Source organism: Amaricoccus sp. W119 (assembly GCF_047275745.1).
Lineage (GTDB): Bacteria > Pseudomonadota > Alphaproteobacteria > Rhodobacterales > Rhodobacteraceae > Amaricoccus.
Genome location: NZ_JBKQWU010000025.1, coordinates 14849 through 32436, shown reverse-complemented (window position 1 = coordinate 32436; position 17588 = coordinate 14849). Strand labels below are relative to the sequence as shown.

Annotated in this window: 21 protein-coding genes and 1 tRNA gene; 10 read left to right on the top strand and 12 right to left on the bottom strand. The window is 67.6% G+C overall.

Annotated elements, in window-relative coordinates; genetic code table 11:
- Positions 1-126: 126 nt before the first annotated feature.
- Together ACLJK8_RS13500 and ACLJK8_RS13495 are read right to left on the bottom strand one after the other, a co-directional pair.
- The gene (locus ACLJK8_RS13500; RefSeq protein ID WP_413150809.1) at positions 127-363 is read right to left on the bottom strand and encodes a hypothetical protein; all 237 of its coding nucleotides are present in this window, start codon (positions 361-363) and stop codon (positions 127-129) included.
- A gap of 143 nt (positions 364-506) precedes the next feature.
- On the bottom strand, positions 507-656 hold the full coding sequence (locus ACLJK8_RS13495; RefSeq protein WP_413150808.1) for a hypothetical protein: 150 nt from the start codon (positions 654-656) through the stop codon (positions 507-509).
- Between the two features lie 289 nt (positions 657-945).
- Here ACLJK8_RS13495 and ACLJK8_RS13490 point away from each other — a divergent pair.
- A tRNA-Asp gene (locus ACLJK8_RS13490) sits at positions 946-1022 on the top strand.
- Between the two features lie 788 nt (positions 1023-1810).
- Here the strand turns inward: ACLJK8_RS13490 and ACLJK8_RS13485 are convergent.
- Both ACLJK8_RS13485 and ACLJK8_RS13480 read right to left on the bottom strand, forming a co-directional pair.
- Positions 1811-2017 carry a DUF1127 domain-containing protein gene (locus ACLJK8_RS13485; RefSeq protein ID WP_413150807.1) on the bottom strand — a complete coding sequence of 69 codons (207 nt, stop codon included), beginning with the start codon at positions 2015-2017 and terminating at the stop codon, positions 1811-1813.
- A gap of 114 nt (positions 2018-2131) precedes the next feature.
- Positions 2132-2356 (bottom strand): DUF1127 domain-containing protein, encoded by a 225-nt coding sequence (locus ACLJK8_RS13480; RefSeq protein WP_413150806.1) that lies wholly within the window; start codon positions 2354-2356, stop codon positions 2132-2134.
- A gap of 227 nt (positions 2357-2583) precedes the next feature.
- Between ACLJK8_RS13480 and ACLJK8_RS13475 the strand changes: the two genes are divergently transcribed.
- Positions 2584-3438 (top strand): propanediol utilization protein, encoded by an 855-nt coding sequence (locus tag ACLJK8_RS13475; protein ID WP_413150805.1) that lies wholly within the window; start codon positions 2584-2586, stop codon positions 3436-3438.
- Positions 3420-4355 carry an adenosylcobinamide-phosphate synthase CbiB gene (cbiB, locus tag ACLJK8_RS13470; RefSeq protein WP_413150804.1) on the top strand — a complete coding sequence of 312 codons (936 nt, stop codon included), beginning with the start codon at positions 3420-3422 and terminating at the stop codon, positions 4353-4355. The genes ACLJK8_RS13475 and cbiB overlap by 19 nt, the downstream gene beginning before the upstream one ends.
- On the opposite strand, the gene ACLJK8_RS13465 is transcribed toward cbiB, so the two are convergent.
- The 4 genes from ACLJK8_RS13465 to ACLJK8_RS13450 form a co-directional block, all read right to left on the bottom strand.
- Complete coding sequence (locus tag ACLJK8_RS13465) at positions 4348-5085, bottom strand: polysaccharide deacetylase family protein (RefSeq protein ID WP_413150802.1); 738 nt, start codon at positions 5083-5085, stop codon at positions 4348-4350. The genes cbiB and ACLJK8_RS13465 overlap by 8 nt on opposite strands.
- The gene (locus tag ACLJK8_RS13460) at positions 5085-5669 is read right to left on the bottom strand and encodes an HdeD family acid-resistance protein (protein ID WP_413150801.1); all 585 of its coding nucleotides are present in this window, start codon (positions 5667-5669) and stop codon (positions 5085-5087) included. The genes ACLJK8_RS13465 and ACLJK8_RS13460 overlap by 1 nt, the downstream gene beginning before the upstream one ends.
- A 95-nt stretch (positions 5670-5764) precedes the next feature.
- Positions 5765-6292 (bottom strand): hypothetical protein, encoded by a 528-nt coding sequence (locus ACLJK8_RS13455; RefSeq protein WP_413150800.1) that lies wholly within the window; start codon positions 6290-6292, stop codon positions 5765-5767.
- Positions 6293-6305: 13 nt separating this feature from the next.
- Entirely contained in the window at positions 6306-6740 is a 435-nt protein-coding gene (locus tag ACLJK8_RS13450) for a hypothetical protein (RefSeq protein ID WP_413150799.1), read from the bottom strand.
- A gap of 370 nt (positions 6741-7110) precedes the next feature.
- Between ACLJK8_RS13450 and ACLJK8_RS13445 the strand changes: the two genes are divergently transcribed.
- Positions 7111-8034 (top strand): LysR family transcriptional regulator, encoded by a 924-nt coding sequence (locus tag ACLJK8_RS13445; RefSeq protein ID WP_413150798.1) that lies wholly within the window; start codon positions 7111-7113, stop codon positions 8032-8034.
- Positions 8035-8228: 194 nt separating this feature from the next.
- On the opposite strand, the gene ACLJK8_RS13440 is transcribed toward ACLJK8_RS13445, so the two are convergent.
- Positions 8229-9068: an alpha/beta hydrolase gene (locus ACLJK8_RS13440; RefSeq protein ID WP_413150797.1), complete on the bottom strand. Its 840-nt coding sequence runs from the start codon at positions 9066-9068 to the stop codon at positions 8229-8231.
- Between the two features lie 3 nt (positions 9069-9071).
- Positions 9072-9683: a hypothetical protein gene (locus tag ACLJK8_RS13435; RefSeq protein WP_413150796.1), complete on the bottom strand. Its 612-nt coding sequence runs from the start codon at positions 9681-9683 to the stop codon at positions 9072-9074.
- A gap of 175 nt (positions 9684-9858) precedes the next feature.
- On the opposite strand from ACLJK8_RS13435, the gene purL reads away from it, so the two are divergent.
- The 5 genes from purL (at position 9859) to grxD (ending at position 14441) form a co-directional block, all read left to right on the top strand.
- On the top strand, positions 9859-12066 hold the full coding sequence (purL, locus tag ACLJK8_RS13430; RefSeq protein WP_413150795.1) for a phosphoribosylformylglycinamidine synthase subunit PurL: 2208 nt from the start codon (positions 9859-9861) through the stop codon (positions 12064-12066).
- A gap of 66 nt (positions 12067-12132) precedes the next feature.
- A complete protein-coding gene (locus tag ACLJK8_RS13425; RefSeq protein WP_413150794.1) occupies positions 12133-12678 on the top strand; it encodes an SRPBCC family protein in 546 nt (181 codons plus the stop codon).
- 63 nt (positions 12679-12741) lie between these two features.
- Positions 12742-13677: a YncE family protein gene (locus ACLJK8_RS13420; RefSeq protein WP_413150793.1), complete on the top strand. Its 936-nt coding sequence runs from the start codon at positions 12742-12744 to the stop codon at positions 13675-13677.
- A gap of 137 nt (positions 13678-13814) precedes the next feature.
- Positions 13815-14057, top strand: coding sequence for a BolA family protein (locus ACLJK8_RS13415; protein ID WP_413150792.1), 243 nt, complete (start codon positions 13815-13817; stop codon positions 14055-14057).
- A gap of 21 nt (positions 14058-14078) precedes the next feature.
- Complete coding sequence (gene grxD, locus ACLJK8_RS13410) at positions 14079-14441, top strand: Grx4 family monothiol glutaredoxin (protein WP_413150821.1); 363 nt, start codon at positions 14079-14081, stop codon at positions 14439-14441.
- A 209-nt stretch (positions 14442-14650) separates the two neighbouring features.
- Here grxD and ACLJK8_RS13405 read toward each other — a convergent pair whose 3' ends face one another.
- Positions 14651-15091, bottom strand: a complete 441-nt coding sequence (locus ACLJK8_RS13405) for a cell division protein ZapA (protein ID WP_413150791.1) — start codon at positions 15089-15091, stop codon at positions 14651-14653.
- Positions 15084-15341, bottom strand: coding sequence for a hypothetical protein (locus tag ACLJK8_RS13400; RefSeq protein ID WP_413150790.1), 258 nt, complete (start codon positions 15339-15341; stop codon positions 15084-15086). The genes ACLJK8_RS13405 and ACLJK8_RS13400 overlap by 8 nt, the downstream gene beginning before the upstream one ends.
- Before the next feature lie 225 nt (positions 15342-15566).
- Here ACLJK8_RS13400 and tkt point away from each other — a divergent pair, with 225 nt between their 5' ends.
- Positions 15567-17585: a transketolase gene (tkt, locus tag ACLJK8_RS13395; protein ID WP_413150788.1), complete on the top strand. Its 2019-nt coding sequence runs from the start codon at positions 15567-15569 to the stop codon at positions 17583-17585.
- Positions 17586-17588: the final 3 nt, after the last annotated feature.

Sequence of the window (17588 nt, the reverse complement as noted above, 5' to 3'; positions counted from 1 at the left end):
CGGGGTCCGCCGGAATTTCCCGGAAGACCCCGCGCGGCAGACCGTGACTCCCGACCGGATCGATCACCGCGCACAAGAGAAAGGCGGCCCGGTCGGAGCCGCCTCGTGCCTCGTGCCTACGCCCTGTCAGGCGACGTGTTCGGCTTTCCCGTCCATGGCGACGACTTCGGCCATCGCGTTGCTCCGCGAGATGACGAGGAAGCTGCCGCTCGTGTCGAAGGCGGCGGATTGGTCACCCTCCTGCGCGCGCCGCGGCTGCCAGATGACATTGATGATCTCGGCCCCCGTCTCGGCCAGCGAGTCGAGTCGCCGGGTGAGTTCCTCGGGATCGTCGGGGCAGATATCGATCGAATGCTTGTACATGCGTTTCTCCTGATTGCGGGGAAGAAACGCGTGCCGGCGCAAATCGTTGCAACCAGGACGGCTTTCCGGCTGCCCCCGCGCCTCCGCCTCCAGCGACGACACGGGCCGACGACTTTCCTGCGAAAGCCGCCAATCGAAGACCATCAGTCGAAAGACCGTGCCTCGGAAGCCTCCCGTTCCTTGGCTCGATCGGCGATGTCGCGGGCGACCATCCGGAGCAATTGCGAAACTCCAACCGCCACGGCGACGCCGGCGATCAGAATGACTAAAGAAATGACGCGCGTTTCGATCACGGGCACCTCTCAACTATCGCGATACGATTACCGCGTTACACAGCATAAGCTCGATCAGCCGAGTCCACGCCTCAGCCGCACTCTATGCGATCGCCGCGGCGGATTCACGAGCCTGCGTGAGCACGCGCGGAATCCCGCCGCGTGGCATTTCCGGACCGCGAAGGATTCGTCGCGCAAGCGTCACGGCGCCCCTTGACGCCCCATCGGCACCCTCCTAAAAGGCCCCGGTGACGCGGCACTGGCCGGCGCGGGTTTCCGCCTGACGCTCCCGGATCGCCTCACGAAATGCGCGGTTGTAGCTCAGTCGGTTAGAGTGCCGGCCTGTCACGCCGGAGGTCGCGGGTTCGAGCCCCGTCAACCGCGCCACCTTATCAGTCAAGTAGAGCATCGTCCGACTGCTGGAATCGAAGCTTTCGGCGGATTTCAGGCGGCCGACGGTCGCCGGCGTGATTGAGGGTGGTCGTGCCCCCTAATGATTCTCTAGTCGCGTCTGCCAATCGCTGCCGCGGCCTCCGTTGAGGAATCGCACGGTGGTTGCGCGGCGTTTTCGTGCAAGCGCCCCCATCGGTGGCAGGCCTCTCGCTCGTGTCAGGATCGACCCGGTACAAGGGAGTGTCCGGCAGGCTCCGGGGTTCGCTCAGAGTTGATCGCGGCTTGCAAGTCGACCGGCGAGTGGAAGTCGCCGTGTCCCAGACGCCGCCGGGTCAAGAAGCCCTCGTTCAGCCATGACGCCGATGTCGGAGCGAAATGGAAGGTTCAGCGCGGACGACGTTCGAGCCAACGCATCGCCTCGGACGTCTTGTGCGAGGAGACGTTGTCGATCACGGTGCCAATGACGTTTCCAGCCGGGATGTCGCGCTAGACCGCGTTGAGGATGGCTGAAATGTTAAGCCGACCCACCGTCCGCCGCGCAACATTCGCGACACAGGCTCGGGGCGCTACCCTCTCGCGAACAATCCGCGATCTCATCCCCGATGCCAAGCTCCGCTCAGCCATCGGAGCGAAACACGAGACTTCAAGGCAAGGCCAGAATGGCCGCCGCATGATGGAGGAGAAGCGGTGCTTGCCGCTGATCCGTTCCGCGATGCGTCGTGCCACGGAAAAGCCCCGACGCCTTCGCGCCGGGGCTTGCCTGGTGATCCCGATCGGGAGGTTTACGCGCCGTAGACCGCTTCCCGGGCGACGGCGCGGAGTTCGAACCGCGAGAGGCCGAGGTCGGCGAGTTCGCGCTCGTTCAGGGCGCGAAGCTCGTTCAGCGTCCGGCGATAGAGCAGCCAGTCGGCGACTTCCCTGAAGAAGCGCGGCGTGTCGAGACCGATCGGGCGGCGGAGGTGTTCGGAGTTGGATACGGCGTAGACCATTGCAGTGTCCTTTCGTCGGCGGCCATCCCATGGCCCGCCATCAGGAGGTTCGGCCCTTTCGGGGCCCGGCCGCTCGGCCCATCCGGGCGGCCCCAATGCGAATTCGCGGGCGGGTCAGTAGCCCCGGATTGCCTCGCGGGCGACATGCTTGAGCTCGAACCGCGAGAGGCCGAGGTCGGCCAGATCGGCGGCGCTGAGCGCGCGCAGTTCGGTGAGCGTCCGACGGTAGAGCAGGAAGTCCTTCACAGCGCGGAGAAGGGCGCCGGCTCCGCCCGCGGCGCCGGTCTCCGCGACCGTCGCCTGAAGGCCGGTGTGCGGGTTGGCAAACGCGGTCGTCATCGTCTTGATCCTTTCAATGCGCTCTCAGCATGTTCGCTTTCGCGCGTTTCCTTGATGAACACCGATATAAACCAACTCACATGAACCACAACGAACATGCCGTCAGAGCCGCCATGCAAGAAACGCGGGTCTCGGCCTCGCATGATGAACAAGGCCGTCGAGCCCCGTGCTTGCCGCCTCCCGGCGCCCATGCTCTATGGCGCCGGGGAAATGAAGGAGCGCGGAACGTGGCCGGCGGCTTGACCCGGTCGCAGCGCGTGGCCGGACATTTCGGGGAACTCCTGCAGGGCCGTTTGGGTCCGGACGGACCCGTGGCGCTCGTGACCCTGCCCTGCCCGGCCCTTGCCATCCGCTGCGACTGGCGCCCGGGTCCCTTCGCCCTCCGCCAGATCGGGCCGGCGGTGATCGGCCAGCGGGCGGCGCTCGCGCTGCTTCGCCGGCTGGGACTGCCGGCGCGGGCGGCTTTCCGCCTCTCCGGCGCGCTCCCGCCGGGCGGGGGCGCCGGGGCCTCGACGGCCGCCCGTGTCGCCTTCGCCCGCGCCGCCGCCGAAGCCGCCGGGCTTCCCGTCCCGGAAGCCCCCGCGCTCGCGCGCGCCTGCGTGGCGAGCGAGGGCGCCAGCGATCCGCTGATGTATCCCGAACCGGCGCGGCTGCTCTGGGGCTCCCGCGCGGGGCGGGTCCTCGCGACCCTGCCGCCGCCGCCGCCGCTGGAAGTCATCGGCGGCTTTTTCGGACCAGCGCGGCGCACCGACCCCCGGGACCATGATTTTCCCGACATCGCCGATCTCGCCGAAGCCTGGCCTCGCGCGGTGTCGGACGCCCGAGCGGCGGCCCGGCTCGCCAGCGAGAGTGCGCGGCGCGTCCTTGGCCATCGCCACAAGGGCCTGGCCGATCCGACGGAGGCGCTGGCGGATCGGCTCGGCGCGCTCGGCTTCGCGATCGCCCATACCGGTTCGGCCCGCGCGCTGCTCTTTCGCCCCGGCGAGGTCCCCGCCGCCGCGACGGCGGCGCTGCGGAAGGCGGGGTTCCAGCAGGTGACGCGGTTTCGCGCGGGAGGTTCGGCATGTTCGCCGGCGCGATGATCGTCGGGCTCGCGCTCGACGCCTGTCTCGGCTGGCCGGACGCGCTTTTCGCACGAATCGGCCATCCCGTGACCTGGCTCGGCCGGCTGATCGCAACACTCGACAGCCGCTGGAATCACGGATCGCCGGGGCGGCGGAAGCTCGCGGGGGCCGCCTGCGCGGTGGTGGTTGTCTCGGCGGCCGTATTGCCGGCGACGGGGATCGCCGCGCTGCTCCCCGGCGGCTGGCCGGGCACCGTCCTGACCGGGCTCTTCGCCTGGCCGTTGATCGCTCTCCGGTCGCTCCGCGACCATGTGGCGGCGGTCGCCGCGCCGCTCGGAGCCGGCCATCTCGATGGCGCGCGCCGCGCGGTCGCGAGGATCGTCGGGCGCGATCCCGCGAAGCTCGACACGGCCGGCATCGCCCGGGCGGCGATCGAAAGCCTCGCCGAGAACGCCTCCGACGGGATCGTCGCGCCGGCCTTCTGGGGCGCGCTCCTCGGCCTGCCGGGGATCGCCGGTTACAAGGCGATCAATACGCTCGATTCGATGATCGGGCACCGGACGCCGCGCCACGACGATTTCGGCTGGGCCTCGGCTCGGATCGACGATCTCGTGAACCTGATCCCCGCGCGGCTGACCGGCCTTCTCTTCGCCCTCGCCGCGCCCGCGCCGGGACGCAGCTTCGCGGCGATGCGGCGCGACGCGCGCCGTCACCGCTCGCCGAACGCCGGCTGGCCGGAAGCGGCGATGGCGGGCGCGCTCGGCATCCGCCTCTCCGGCCCGCGCGTCTACGCCGATCGCGTGGCCGACGAGCCCTGGTTGAACGCGGGCGCGCCTGACCCGAAGGCAGGCGACATCCGCGCGGCCCTACGCCTGGCAGGCCGCGCCAGCGTCCTGATGATCGTGGGGCTGATCGGCATCGCCGCCTTCACCTGAGGCCCGGCGGCTCGGACGCGCTTGGCACGAGTTCGCTGAGCGTCACCGGCGTCAGCCCCCAGGCAAGGAAGGCGCGGGCGGCATCGCCGATGACCGCCGCCGTCGACCGGCCGCGCTCGCCGAGATCGTGGACGGTCAGGATCGCGCCGGGATGAGCATTGAGCCGCAACCATTGTTCGGTGAACGACCGCTGCGGCGCGCTCGTGTCCATCGGCGCCACGTCGCCGACCACCACGGTCAGGTCGTGACGGGCGGCGGCGTCGATGATGCGCCGCGTCGGCACCCCCCAGCCCGGGCGCAGGAATCGGACCGGCGCGAAGCGGCGCAGGAACTCCGCCGTCTCGCCGATCCCGCTTTCTAGGGCGGCGTCGTCGAGCCACGCCGTCATCTCGTCGCGATCCATGTGATGGCCGATCTCATGCCCGCGCGCGGCGATCGCGGCCACCGTCTCCGGCGCCGCCCGCGCATTCTCTCCGATCAGCATGAAGGTCCCGCGCACCCCCGCGCCTTCGAGCGCGTCCATGATGAGCGGCGTCGTCTCCGGGTCCGGCCCGTCGTCGACGGTGATGGCGAGCGCGGCTACATCGGCGGGGCCAGAGAAGACCACTTCGGGAAAGACCGCCCCGCCGATCGAGGAAACCGGTCCAGCCGCCGCGCGGTGACTCACGCCCAGCGCCGCGAGACCGGCCATCAGCCCGCGGCCCATCACCGCGCGCCGCGTCGCGCGCATCAGTCGAGCGCGGTGCCGCGCCTCAGGTCCCAGGCGAGGAACGCCATCGCGCCGCCGACCGCGATCAGATTGACCCCGAGCAGGAAGCCGAGCAGCCATCCGGCCACTTCCGGCATGTTCCAGACCAGTATGAAGGAAATCAGGACCCCCAGCACGCCGCTCATGAGCAGCCAGCCCCAGTTCCGCATCGGCCGGATCATCAGCGCGAAGACCACGCGCTGGAGCCCGTCCACCATGAAATAGGCGACCATCAGCAGCGTCGCGGCCAGAAGCCCCGCTTCCGGCCGGGAGATCAGCATGAAGCCGACGATCATCGCGAGGACGGCGGAGACGAGTTGCAGCCAGAAGTAGTGGACCTTCGTGGCGCCGATCAGGCTGATCGCCTGGGCGATCCCGGCGATGATCAGCAGCCAGCCCAGGAAGATGACGAAGAAGGCGGAGGCGAAGATCGGCGAGATCAGCGCGACCACGCCCGCGAAGGCGAGCAGCCCGCCCTGGATCATGAACAGCATCGAGCGCCGGCGGAACGTCTCGCGCGTTGCCTCGCGCAGAACCGCGGCGGCCTCGTTCACCGATAGCGACATCTGAACTCTCCCACTTCCCTAGGAACCAATCCGGAGAAACCAATCCCGGGTATCGCGCTCCCGGGCCGGGGCCGCAAGCGCGCGAAGGCCGCGGATCAGCGCAATGTGACGAGCAGATCGGGATAGACGACCTTGGTCCAGGTGTCGCCGCCCCAGCCGCCGTTCCAGAATCCGCCGAGGCTCACGCCGGTCGCGCCCCGGCCCGTCCCCACGGAGACGCCGATCGCGGGCCAGCCGCTCATGCCGCTGTCCGCCACCCGCATCGCCGGCTGCGCCTCGGCCGCGCCGCTGAGCCCGCCCGAGGCGCAGTTGACCCGGACGGCCGGCGTCGCGGAGCCGAGGTCGGGCACGGCGACGGTCGCGGGCGCGGTGAAACGCGCGGTCGTGTAGGGGCTTGACAAGTCGCAGGTCGCACCCGTCCCGCCAGCGCCGCCACCGGCGGGCGTGGTCCGCACCACGACCGTGGTCACGCCCCGCGCGGGCGGCATCACCGTATTCGCCCGCGGCACCGCTTGCGTCGTCGGTGGCGGCGGCGGTGCCGACTCGCTCGTCGCACAGGCGCCCAGCAGGAGACCGGGCACCAGACAGAGCGCCGCGACCCGCGTTCCTCGTATCCTGATCACCGGCCTCTCCCCTTCACCTGAGCTGGATGGAAACATCCGGGTAAAGCGACACCGGGTATCGCGGTTCCGGATAACCCCACGGCCCCCACCCCGGACCGTACCAGCGGGGATCGTACCAGCCGGGACCGTACCAGCCCCCATACGCTGAGTAGCCCGGCGGCGTGCGCCAGACGGTCGTGATCGGCCGCGCCGCCGACCCTCGCAGCTCCCCGGCCGCGCAGTCGAACATCAGATCCGGCGACTGCGCCCCGAAATTCGGCAGCCTGAGCCGCGCGGGAGTCGTGAGCTTCGCCGAATAGAGCACGCTGCCCACATCGCAGACCGCGCCCGCGACCTCGCGCTCGGCGCCATCGGGATCGACGATATGGGTACGCACCACCACATCCGCCTCGCCCTGGGCGGCGGCGAAATTCTGGCCGCTCACCATGACGTCGGGTCCGAGCGGCAATCCCCCTCCCGCGCAGCCCGCGAGCAGCCCGAACCCTGCGAGCGCGACGGACACCCTCGCGAAAGCACAGATGCGTGACACCATCGTTCCGCCCCCCTGGTCGGCCACCGGAAACCCACGGTCCGCGCCGCGCCCAAATCCGCGGCGGCCCCGCTGGCCAGGCGGCATTCCGCTTGCGGGACAGAGGCTTATACTAGCGCGACGGCGGCGAACCGGCAAGCGCCGCCACCGCGCTCCGAACCCGCCCGGCCTGCCCGCCCGGCCTTTGCTGCGGCGCACAATAAGTTGCGCCTCGCGGGCAAATCTGTGGTATGGAGGGCAAAAGCCTCCGAACGGGGCTTGGGACAGGGACTTCGAACGGACCAAGAAAATGGACTGGGACAAACTCAGAATCTTCCACGCCGTCGCCGACGCGGGCAGCCTCACCCACGCGGGCGAGACGCTCCACCTCAGCCAGTCGGCCGTCAGCCGCCAGATCCGCGCGCTGGAGGTCAGCCTCAACACGACGCTCTTCCGCCGGCACGCGCGGGGCCTCATCCTGACCGAGCAGGGCGAGTTGCTCTTCGAGGCGACGCGGACGATGACCCGGCGTCTCGACGCCACCGCCGCGCGCATCCGCGACAGCGAGGACGAGGTCTTCGGCGAATTGCGCGTCACGACCACCACCGGTTTCGGCACGCTCTGGCTCGCGCCGCGCCTGCCCCGGCTCTTCGAGCGCTACCCCAAGCTCAAGATCGACCTGATGCTGGAGGAGCGCGTGCTCGACCTCGCGATGCGCGAGGCCGATGTCGCGGTCCGGATGAAGGAGCCGAGCCAGGCCGACCTGATCCGCCGCCGGCTGATGGAGGTCCGCATCCGCTTCTACGCGAGCGAGGACTATGTCGCGAAACACGGCCTGCCCCAGACGGCCGAGGATCTCGCGAACCACCGGCTGATCACGCACAGCCCCGCCTCCCCGCAGGTCCGCGCCGGGGCGGATTTCGTGCTGCCGTTCCTGCTCGGCAATACCGAGTCGGTGCTGACGGTGAACAACTATTTCGGGATTCTGCAGGGCGTGATGCAGGGCATCGGCGTCGGCGCGCTGCCCGACTACATCATCAACGAGAACGCGAAACTCGTCCCGGTGCTCGGCGACGACCAGAGCGCGCCGATTCCGGTCTATCTCGCCTATGTCGAGGAACTTCGTCACTCCAAGCGCGTGACCGCCTTCCGCGATTTCATCCTGGAGGAGATCACCGCCTACAAGCGCAGCCTCGACCCCGCCGCCGGCACCGCGCGCCCGGCGGCGAACTGACCGCGACCTGACGACGGGGGCGAGCCATGCGCCAGGGGAATGGCGGGCATGCACGAAAAGCGAGTGTCCGGTCATTGTTCGGAAAGGTTTGTTGGCCTATATTCATTCCCGAAGACGAGGCGCGCTGGGCGCGCATCTCTTCATCCTCCCTGTTGGACTTGGGCCGAGCCTTTTGGTTCGGCCTTTTTTTCGTGCTATGGCGCCGTGCGGACGGTCGGAAGTACCTTCACGCGCAGAGTCCTTCTTGGTACCGGCAGGTTTCGTAGCGCCAGGCTTGGCGAGAGGTGCCGGATGAGCCGGCAAACAATCTCGGCGGTCTGGTGATCTCCCCAATATTGCGAATGATCGAGTCCCGTCATGCCATGCTTTGCCAGCCACGGGCCGTTCGGTTGGCCTCGCAGTCCTACCGCCTCCGGCATCCAACCCTCGCCCGCAACGGTCTGGCCAAGTGGGAAAGCAATTCGCAACACCCCGTCCGCGTCGCTATGCAACGCCACCATGGCATTCGAAACTGCCGCCGAATCGACCAACAAGCCAGCATCGTCACTCCGAACCGCTGCCGCCATTAAGACTACTGCCAGCACCTTTAATCCAGAAGGTTTCCCGAGACGGCCGAGCTCAAGGAGCATTTCCAGCGTCATACGGCATCCCAGTGAATGCGCGACGACTATCAATTCCTCGGGCCCGCCCGTCTCGGAATACCATTTGCAGACCTCGCGCGCGAAAACGCGCCCGGAACTCACCGCATTGCCGATTAGCAGCGGGTAGGCGCCCGGCGCCACCAGTGGCACCGGCCAGTCACCAGGCCAAGTCAGGATGAGCGTTTCCCTCGCGAGCTTGGCAGAGTGATCCGCTATGCTATCTCGAAAATCACGGGATGCCCGGATCGCTCCGTTCTCGCTGACGTTGAATCCATGAACGAGAACCACCCGGCGGGTGGCCGTGCCCCGCGCCTCATACTTGTATCGAGCGTCCGCGGCCAGTCTGGCCAGACCGGCCCGTAGGGAAATGTCTGCTACGGCGTGCTCTCGCATCGGCTATCGCCTCGCCGCCGTTCTGTCGAGCCAAGAGAATGTAACGCATGCCACCACGGATGAAGCGAACGCGATCAGCAGTGCCAGGACACCCGCGAGGGCAATGCTATGAATGCTACCCAGTATATCAATAATAAAGTTAGAACTCTTTTCGTATGTATCAATTGATATTGCTATCAAGCCAGACATGAAAAACCAAAAAATAAATGACCATTGGAATACAAATCTATTAGTAGTTCGTATTATAAGCACCTGCAGGCCATCTATCCGCCTGACCGCCTTGTCCATTTTTCCTGCTATCGTCTCTATATCCCGCTCAGAACGACCGCCAATGATGTCCATTAGGCCATTTCTTTCCGAAAACTCCAGAGATGCCATGATCTGCCCGCACATTTGCTGATAGTGCATTGAAAATAGCGACGAAACACCAACTAAATTAGCAATGTTTAGAGATTGACCCGGAAATAACTTTTCCATAGAAGACCTATTTATTACCGCCCTGAATAACATATCGACCGTGCCAAAAATCACCAATCCCGAAACAAACCCACCGCATATTATAGAAATACATAATAAAAATATAGAAAAACCCATTTCCTGAAGTAATATCAACATGTGATCGACCCCCTATCACCAATGCGATTGTGACATATTTAATGTGACAATACAAGAAAATTACTGCGACTCGCACTCTCGCCGCTGCCCGATCCGTTACCGTTGCCACACCCCTTCCCCTACCCCCTCCTCCCCAGTAAAAGCGCCCCGTCCCATTCCCCCGTGAGGTTCCCCAATGTCCGGCGCCCTTCTCGATCGTGAGCCCGAAATCACCGAGGATCTCGTCAGGGCGCATGGGCTGAAGCCCGATGAGTATCAGCGCATTCTCGACCTGATCGGGCGCGTTCCGACGCTGACGGAGCTCGGGATCTTCTCGGCGATGTGGAACGAGCATTGCTCGTACAAATCCTCGAAGAAATGGCTTCGCACGCTGCCGACCGAGGGGCCGCAGGTCATCCAGGGGCCGGGCGAGAACGCGGGCGTGGTCGATATCGGCGATGGCGACGCGCTGGTCTTCAAGATGGAGAGCCACAACCACCCCTCCTATATCGAGCCGTTCCAGGGCGCGGCGACCGGGGTCGGCGGCATCCTCCGCGATGTCTTCACCATGGGCGCGCGGCCAATCGCGGCGATGAACGCGCTTTCCTTCGGCAGGCCCGAGCATCCGAAGACCCGCGCGCTGCTCTCGGGCGTGGTCGCGGGGATCGGCGGCTATGGCAATGCCTTCGGCGTGCCGACCGTGGGGGGCGAGTTGCGGTTCCACCGCGCCTATGACGGCAACTGCCTCGTCAACGCCTTCGCCGCCGGGCTCGCACGCACCGATGCGATCTTCTATTCGGCGGCGAGCGGCGTCGGCATGCCGGTGGTCTATCTCGGCGCCAAGACCGGGCGCGACGGCGTGGGCGGCGCGACGATGGCCTCGGCCGAATTCGACGAGACGATCGAGGAGAAGCGCCCGACGGTGCAGGTCGGCGATCCCTTCACCGAGAAGCGGCTGATGGAAGCCTGCATGGAGCTGATGACCACCGGCGCCGTGATCTCGATCCAGGACATGGGCGCCGCCGGCCTCACCTGCTCCGCCGTCGAGATGGGCGACAAGGGCGATCTCGGCATCAGGCTCGACCTCGAGAAGGTGCCGGTGCGCGAGACGCATATGTCGGCCTACGAGATGATGCTCTCGGAGAGCCAGGAGCGGATGCTCATGGTCCTGAACCCGGAGAAGGAGGCCGAGGCGCGCGCCGTCTTCGACAAATGGGACCTCGATTTCGCCATCGTCGGCGAGACGATCCCGGAAGACCGTTTCCTCATCATGCTGAACGGCGAGGTGAAGGCGGACCTGCCCCTAAAGGCGCTCTCGGGTGAGGCGCCGGAATACGACCGGCCCTGGGTGCCCTCGAAACCCCCGGCCCCGCTCGGCGAATTGCCCGGGATAGCGCCCGGCATGGCGCTCCTGCGGCTGATGGCGAGCCCCAATCTCGGGAGCCGCGCCTGGGTCTGGGCGCAGTACGATCACATGGTCGGCGCCGATACCGTGGTGCGCCCCGGCTCGGACGCCGGGATCGTGCGCGTGCACGGAACCGGGAAGGCGGTCGCCTTCACCTCCGACGTGACGCCGCGCTACTGCCGCGCCAATCCGGAGCGCGGCGGCATGCAGGCGGTGGCGGAGGCGTTCCGCAACCTCTCGGCCTCCGGCGCCCGGCCGCTGGCCACGACCGACAATCTCAATTTCGGCAATCCCGAGAAGCCCGAGATCATGGGGCAGTTCGTCGGCTGCGTCAAAGGCATCGGCGCGGCGGTGGCGGCGCTCGACATGCCGATCGTCTCGGGCAATGTCAGCCTTTACAACGAGACCGATGGCGCGGCGATCCTGCCGACACCGACGATCGGCGCGGTCGGCCTGCTCGCCTCGCTCGACGAGGTGATCGGGGTCGCGCCGCGCGAGGGCGACGCGCTGGTGCTTCTCGGCGAGACGCGCGGGCATCTCGGCCAGTCGATCCTGCTCTCCGAGCTGTACGGACGCGAGGAAGGCGACGCGCCGCCGGTCGATCTCGTCGCCGAGCGCGCCGCGGGCGAGTTCGTGCGCGCCGCGCATCGCAAGGGGCTGGTCGCCGCGGCGCATGACCTCGCCGACGGCGGGCTCGCGATCGCGGCGGCGGAGATGGCGCTGGCGGGCGATGTCGGCGTGAAGCTAGTGGAGGCGCCGGGCGAACCGCTCGGCTGGTTCTTCGGCGAAGATCAGGCGCGCTATCTGATCGCCACGACCGACGCCGAGGGTCTGATCGCCGCCGCGGGCGAAGCGGGGGTTCCCGCGGTTCTCATTGGCCGGGCTGGCGGGTCCTCGATCGTGCTCGGCACCGACGCGGTACCGCTCGCCGACCTCCGCGCCGCCTTCGAAGGGGCGCTCCCTAGACTAATGTACAAGACACCCGCAGTTGAAAGCTGATCGCGCCGGGTTCAACATCCCCCGCGAGCGGTGAATCCGTCCGGTGAATCCGCATGGGGAGGAAACATGAGAACCTTGTCTTTCGCGATCGCCGCGGCGGCGGTCGCCCTTGTTCCATTGGCCGCCTCGGCGCATGGCCCGGTGCGCCAGAAGGTCGAGCAGACCGTCGAGATCGCCGCGCCGCCCGAGACGGTCTGGGCCCGGATCGGCAGTTACGACGACATGTCCTGGCTGCCCGGCGTCTTCTCGACGGAGGCCGACAAGGGCAACGAGAAGGGCTCGATCCGCACGCTGACGCTCGAAAGCGCCGAGGGGCCGAAGATCGTCGAGGAGCTCGACAAATATGACGCGGAGAAGATGTCGTACAAGTACCGGATCAACTCCGTCGCGGTCGAGGTCCTGCCGGTCACCAACTATGCCTCGACCATCGAGGTGAGGCCCTCGGAGGCCGGCAGCACCGTGAGCTGGAAGGGCGCCTTCTACCGCGGCTTCCCCAACAATGATCCGCCGCCCGAGCTGAACGACGAGGCGGCGGTCAACGCGGTCAACCAGCTCTACCGCACCGGTCTCGACGCGCTGAAGGCGGAGATCGAAGCCTCGCCACAGGGCTGAGGTGAGCCGCGTGACCCGCGCCGGTGCCGCCCTGGCCGGAAAGGCCAGCGGGGCGGGTTCGAGGTGATCGGTGCCCGCGCCATCGCGCTGGCGGCTCTCGCCGCCGGCACGCTCACCGGCTCCGCCCAGGCGGACGTGGGTTTCGTCACCAATCAGGGCTCGAACTCGGTCTGGGAGATCGATCTCGCAAGCGGCGAGAAGCTGCGCGAATGGCCGGTGCCGGGCGCGCCCGCGGGCGTCGCGATCGCGCCTTCGGGGCTCGTCTATGTGACCAGCCCCGAAACCGGCACGGTCACGGCGATCAACCGGGAAACCGCCGAGCTCGCGCCGATCGAAGTCGGCGGCGGGCCGCTCGGCATCGCCGTCAACCCGGTCACCGAGGATATCTATGTCGCCGACTGGTACGCCGCGCGGCTCCGCGTGATCCGGGATGGCGAGGTCACCGCGTCGGTCGAGACCGGCGCCGGGCCTTCCGGCGTAGCCGTGACTCCGGACGGCGCCACCATCCTGACCGCCGACCGCGACGCCGACCAGATCAGCATGATCGACGCGCGGACCCTTGAGCGGATCGCGGTCATTCCGGTCGGCGAACACCCGTTCGGCGTAACCATCGACCCGGAAGGCAAGCGCGCCTATACCGCCGATGTCTACGCCGACCAGGTCAGCGTGATCGACATCGCCGCGCGGCGGATCGTCGGCACGGTCGAGACGGGCGAGAGGCCCTATGCCGTCGCGCTGGCCCGGGGTCGCGGTTTCGTCACCAATTCCTACGGCAACAGCGTCACGGTCTTCGATCTCGCGAGCCTCGCACCTCTCGCCACGATCGATGTCGGCGACTATCCGGAGGGGATCGACGCGACCAGGGATGGCGGCGCGCTCTATGTGGCGAACTGGTTCGACAATACCGTGAGCCGGATCGATCCGGACGCGATGGAGGTGACGGGCGAGATCGAGACCGGGGACGGTCCCCGCTCGTTCGGCGAGTTCATCCTGGATTGAGCGCGAGGCGCTGGCGCCAGCACGGCCGGGCGGCGCTCCGCCGCGGCGCCACGGCCGACCGAGGGACCGGCCCCGCCCTTGCACCCACCGGCCGCCCAGCCTAGATTTGGTGCGAGCCCCCGAAGGAGACGGCAGCGATGGCGATGGAAGCCGCTGACATTGAACACCTGATCCGCGAGGCCTTCCCCACCGCGAAGGTCGAGATCACCGACCTCGCCGGGGATGGCAACCATTACGCGGCCACCGTGACGGCGGAGGAGTTTCGCGGCCTGAACCGGGTGAAGCAGCACCAGCTCGTCTACGCGGCGCTGAAGGGAAAGATGGACGGTTCGAACGGCGAGCTGCACGCGCTCGCGCTGACGACCAAGGCACCGGAGTAACCATTCATGTCGACCGACACCATGACCGAGGCGCACGACCGCATCCGCGCCGATATCACCGGGAACGACGTTGTCCTGTTCATGAAGGGCAACGCGCAGATGCCGCAGTGCGGCTTTTCGAGCCGCGTGGCCGGCGTGCTCAACTATCTGGGCGTGTCCTACAAGGACGTGGACGTTCTGGCCGATCCGGGCATTCGCGACGGGATCAAGAGCTTCTCGGACTGGCCGACGATCCCGCAGCTCTACGTGAAGGGCGAATTCGTCGGCGGTTGCGATATCGTCACCGAGATGACGCTCTCGGGCGAGCTCGACCAGCTGTTCAAGGAGAAGGGCATCGCCTTCGACGCGGCCGCCGCCGAGAAGATCCGCGAAGCCAACAGCTGAGGCTCCCCGCGGCATCCGGCCATCGCCACCGGTAGGCGACCAGCCCGACACCCGGTAGGCGACGGCCCGACGCCGGCCTCGACGCGGGCCTCATCGCAGCGCAGGACGGGCGTCAGCTCGTGACTCCCACGTCACCCCGCCTCCGCCGCGCGGGTGGCAAAGGCCGGGCTCGCGCCCGGGCCCGCGCTTCGCCCCCGCGGGGGAGCGCGTCACTCGACCTTCTGAACCCGCGTGGTCAGGTCGTTCACCTCGCCGAGCAGCCGGGTCAGCGTGGCGACCGCTTCCTCGTTCTCGTCGCGCAGCTTCTCGATATCGCCGGCGGACATGCGATGCGTCGCCTCCGTCTCCATCTTGAGCGCGTTCGCGGCCAGCATCGCCGATTTCGCCTCGGCGATCCGCACCCGCTCCTCGGCGCTTCTGAGCCGCTCCTCGGCCGCGGCCAAGCGGTCCTCCAGCCCGCTCGTCGTATCGGCGAGCATGAGCCCCGCGAGGAGCAGGGTGCGCTTCTCGGGCTGCCGCCCGATCGCCGACTCGATCTTGACCGCCTCGCCATCGAGCAGGCGGGCGGCGCGGTGCAGGGAATTCTCCTGTCCGGGCTCACAGGCGACCTCGAACATCCGGCCGCCGATCTCAAGCAACAGTTCAGGCATCTCCGACCTCCTGGATCAGCGGCTTCAGCTGGGCGATCAGGTCATCGAGCGCGGCGACATCCTTGTCGCGCTTCGCCTGCAGCAGTTCCAGTTCGTTCACCAGCTCCGCCTTCTCGCCCTCGAGCGCCGCGATCCGCTCCCGCGGGTCCGGCCCATCGGCCGCGTCCGCCGCGTCGCGCGCGTCGAGCGCGGCGCGCAGGCGGTCCAGCGCCTCGGTGATCTGGTCGTCAAGCTCTTTGATCTGACTCATATCCGCGCCTTCTCCGCGCCTTCGAAAATGTCTTCGCCGTTTTAGGCAGAGCGTCACCGCATTGCAATCAGCCCGCGGCCGACGATGGCCCGAAGAGGCTCCGAACGGGCGGAATCCGGCCCTGAACGACGCCAGAACCGCCTTGACCCGGCGCAACCGCCTGCTATCAGTGCCTCTGCCGCCAGGGAAGACAGCCTCCGCGCCATAACAAGAAGGCTCGCAGCCGTGACCATCGACGAACTCCGTCAGAAGCACCCCGAACACTGGAAGAAGGCCGCGGCGCTGCGAATGCTCGCCATCGACGCCGTCCAGAAAGCGAATTCAGGCCATCCCGGCATGCCGATGGGCATGGCCGATGTCGCGACGGTTCTGTTCGAGAAATACCTGAAGTTCGACGCCTCGGCGCCGCTCTGGCCCGACCGCGACCGCTTCGTTCTCTCCGCCGGCCACGGCTCGATACTGCTCTACGGCCTCTTGCACCTGACCGGCCATCCGGGCATGACGATCGACGAGATCAAGCGGTTCCGCCAGCTCGGCTCCCGCACCGAAGGCCATCCCGAGCGCCACCAGGGCAACGGGATCGAGACCACGACCGGCCCGCTCGGCCAGGGGATCGCGACCTCGGTCGGCATGGCGATCGCCGAGGCGCATCTCGCCGCGCGCTGGGGCCGCAAGATCGTCGATCACTACACCTATGTGATCGCGGGCGACGGCTGCCTCATGGAAGGCGTCAGCCAGGAGGCGATCGGCCTCGCCGGCATGCAGAAGCTCGACCGGCTGATCGTCTTCTGGGACAACAACGGAATCTCGATCGACGGCAAGGTCTCGCTCTCGGACCGCACCGACCAGGTCGCGCGTCTCGCCGCCTCCGGCTGGTCGACGCATTCCTGCGACGGCCACGATCCCGAGGACATCGACCGCGCGATCGCCGAGGCGCGCGCGACCGACCGGCCCGCCTTCATCGATTGCCGCACCCATATCGGCTGGGGCGCGCCGACCAAGCAGGACACCAAGGCCGCGCATGGCTCGCCGCTCGGCGACGAGGAGATCGCCAAGGTCCGCGAGATCTACGGCTGGCCGCATGCGCCCTTCGAGATCCCCGAGAACATCCGCGACGCCTGGCGCGCCATCGGCTCGCGCGGTGCGACGGATCGCGAGGCCTGGGAAGAGCGGCTCGGCAAGCTTTCGAACAGCAAGCGCGCTGATTTCGAGCGCGCCGTCGCGGGCACCCCGCATCCGAAGCTCGCCTCCGCGCTCAACAGCTTCAAGAAGGCGCAGTCCGAAGCGGCCAAGAAGGTCGCGACGCGGAAATCCTCCGAGATGGTGCTCGAAGTCGTGAACGCGACCGTGCCCGAGACCATCGGCGGCTCGGCCGACCTCACCGGCTCGAACAACACGCTGACCAAGGGGCTCGGCATCTTCGACGCGGAGAACCGCGGCGGGCGCTACGTCCATTACGGCATCCGCGAGCACGGGATGGCGGCGGCGATGAACGGCATCGCCGTTCACGGCGGGCTCGTCCCCTATGGCGGCACCTTCCTCGTCTTCTCCGATTACGCGCGCGGCGCGATCCGGCTCTCGGCGCTCATGGGCGCGCGGGTCGCCTATGTGCTGACGCACGATTCGATCGGCCTCGGCGAGGACGGCCCGACGCACCAGCCGGTGGAACATCTCGCGGCGCTCCGGGCGATCCCGAACATGCAGGTCCTGCGGCCCGCCGATACGATCGAGACCGCGGAGGCCTGGGAGATCGCGCTGACGAGCGAGCACGCGCCGACGATCCTCGCGCTCACGCGGCAGAATCTGCCGGTGGTGCGGACCAAGCACAACCGGCGCAATCTCTCCGCCCAGGGCGGCTACGTTCTCGCCGAGGCCGAGGGCAAGCGCCGCGCGATCCTGATCGCGACCGGCTCCGAGGTCGAGATCGCGCTCAAGGCGCGCGACATCCTGCAGGGCAAGGGCATCGGCGCCCGCGTCGTCTCGATGCCCTCCTTCGAGCTCTTCGCCGCGCAGGACGAGGCCTACCGCAAGAAGGTCCTGCCCGCGGGTCCGGTCCGCGTCGGCGTCGAGGCCGGCATCCGCCAGGGCTGGGACCGCTGGCTGATGGGCGAGCGCGGAGCGGAGAAGAAGGCCGGCTTCGTCGGCATGACGGGTTTCGGCGCCTCCGGAGCGATCGAGGATCTCTATCCGCATTTCGGCATCACCGCCGAGGCGGTCGCGGCGGAGGCCGAGGCGTTGCTTTGACCG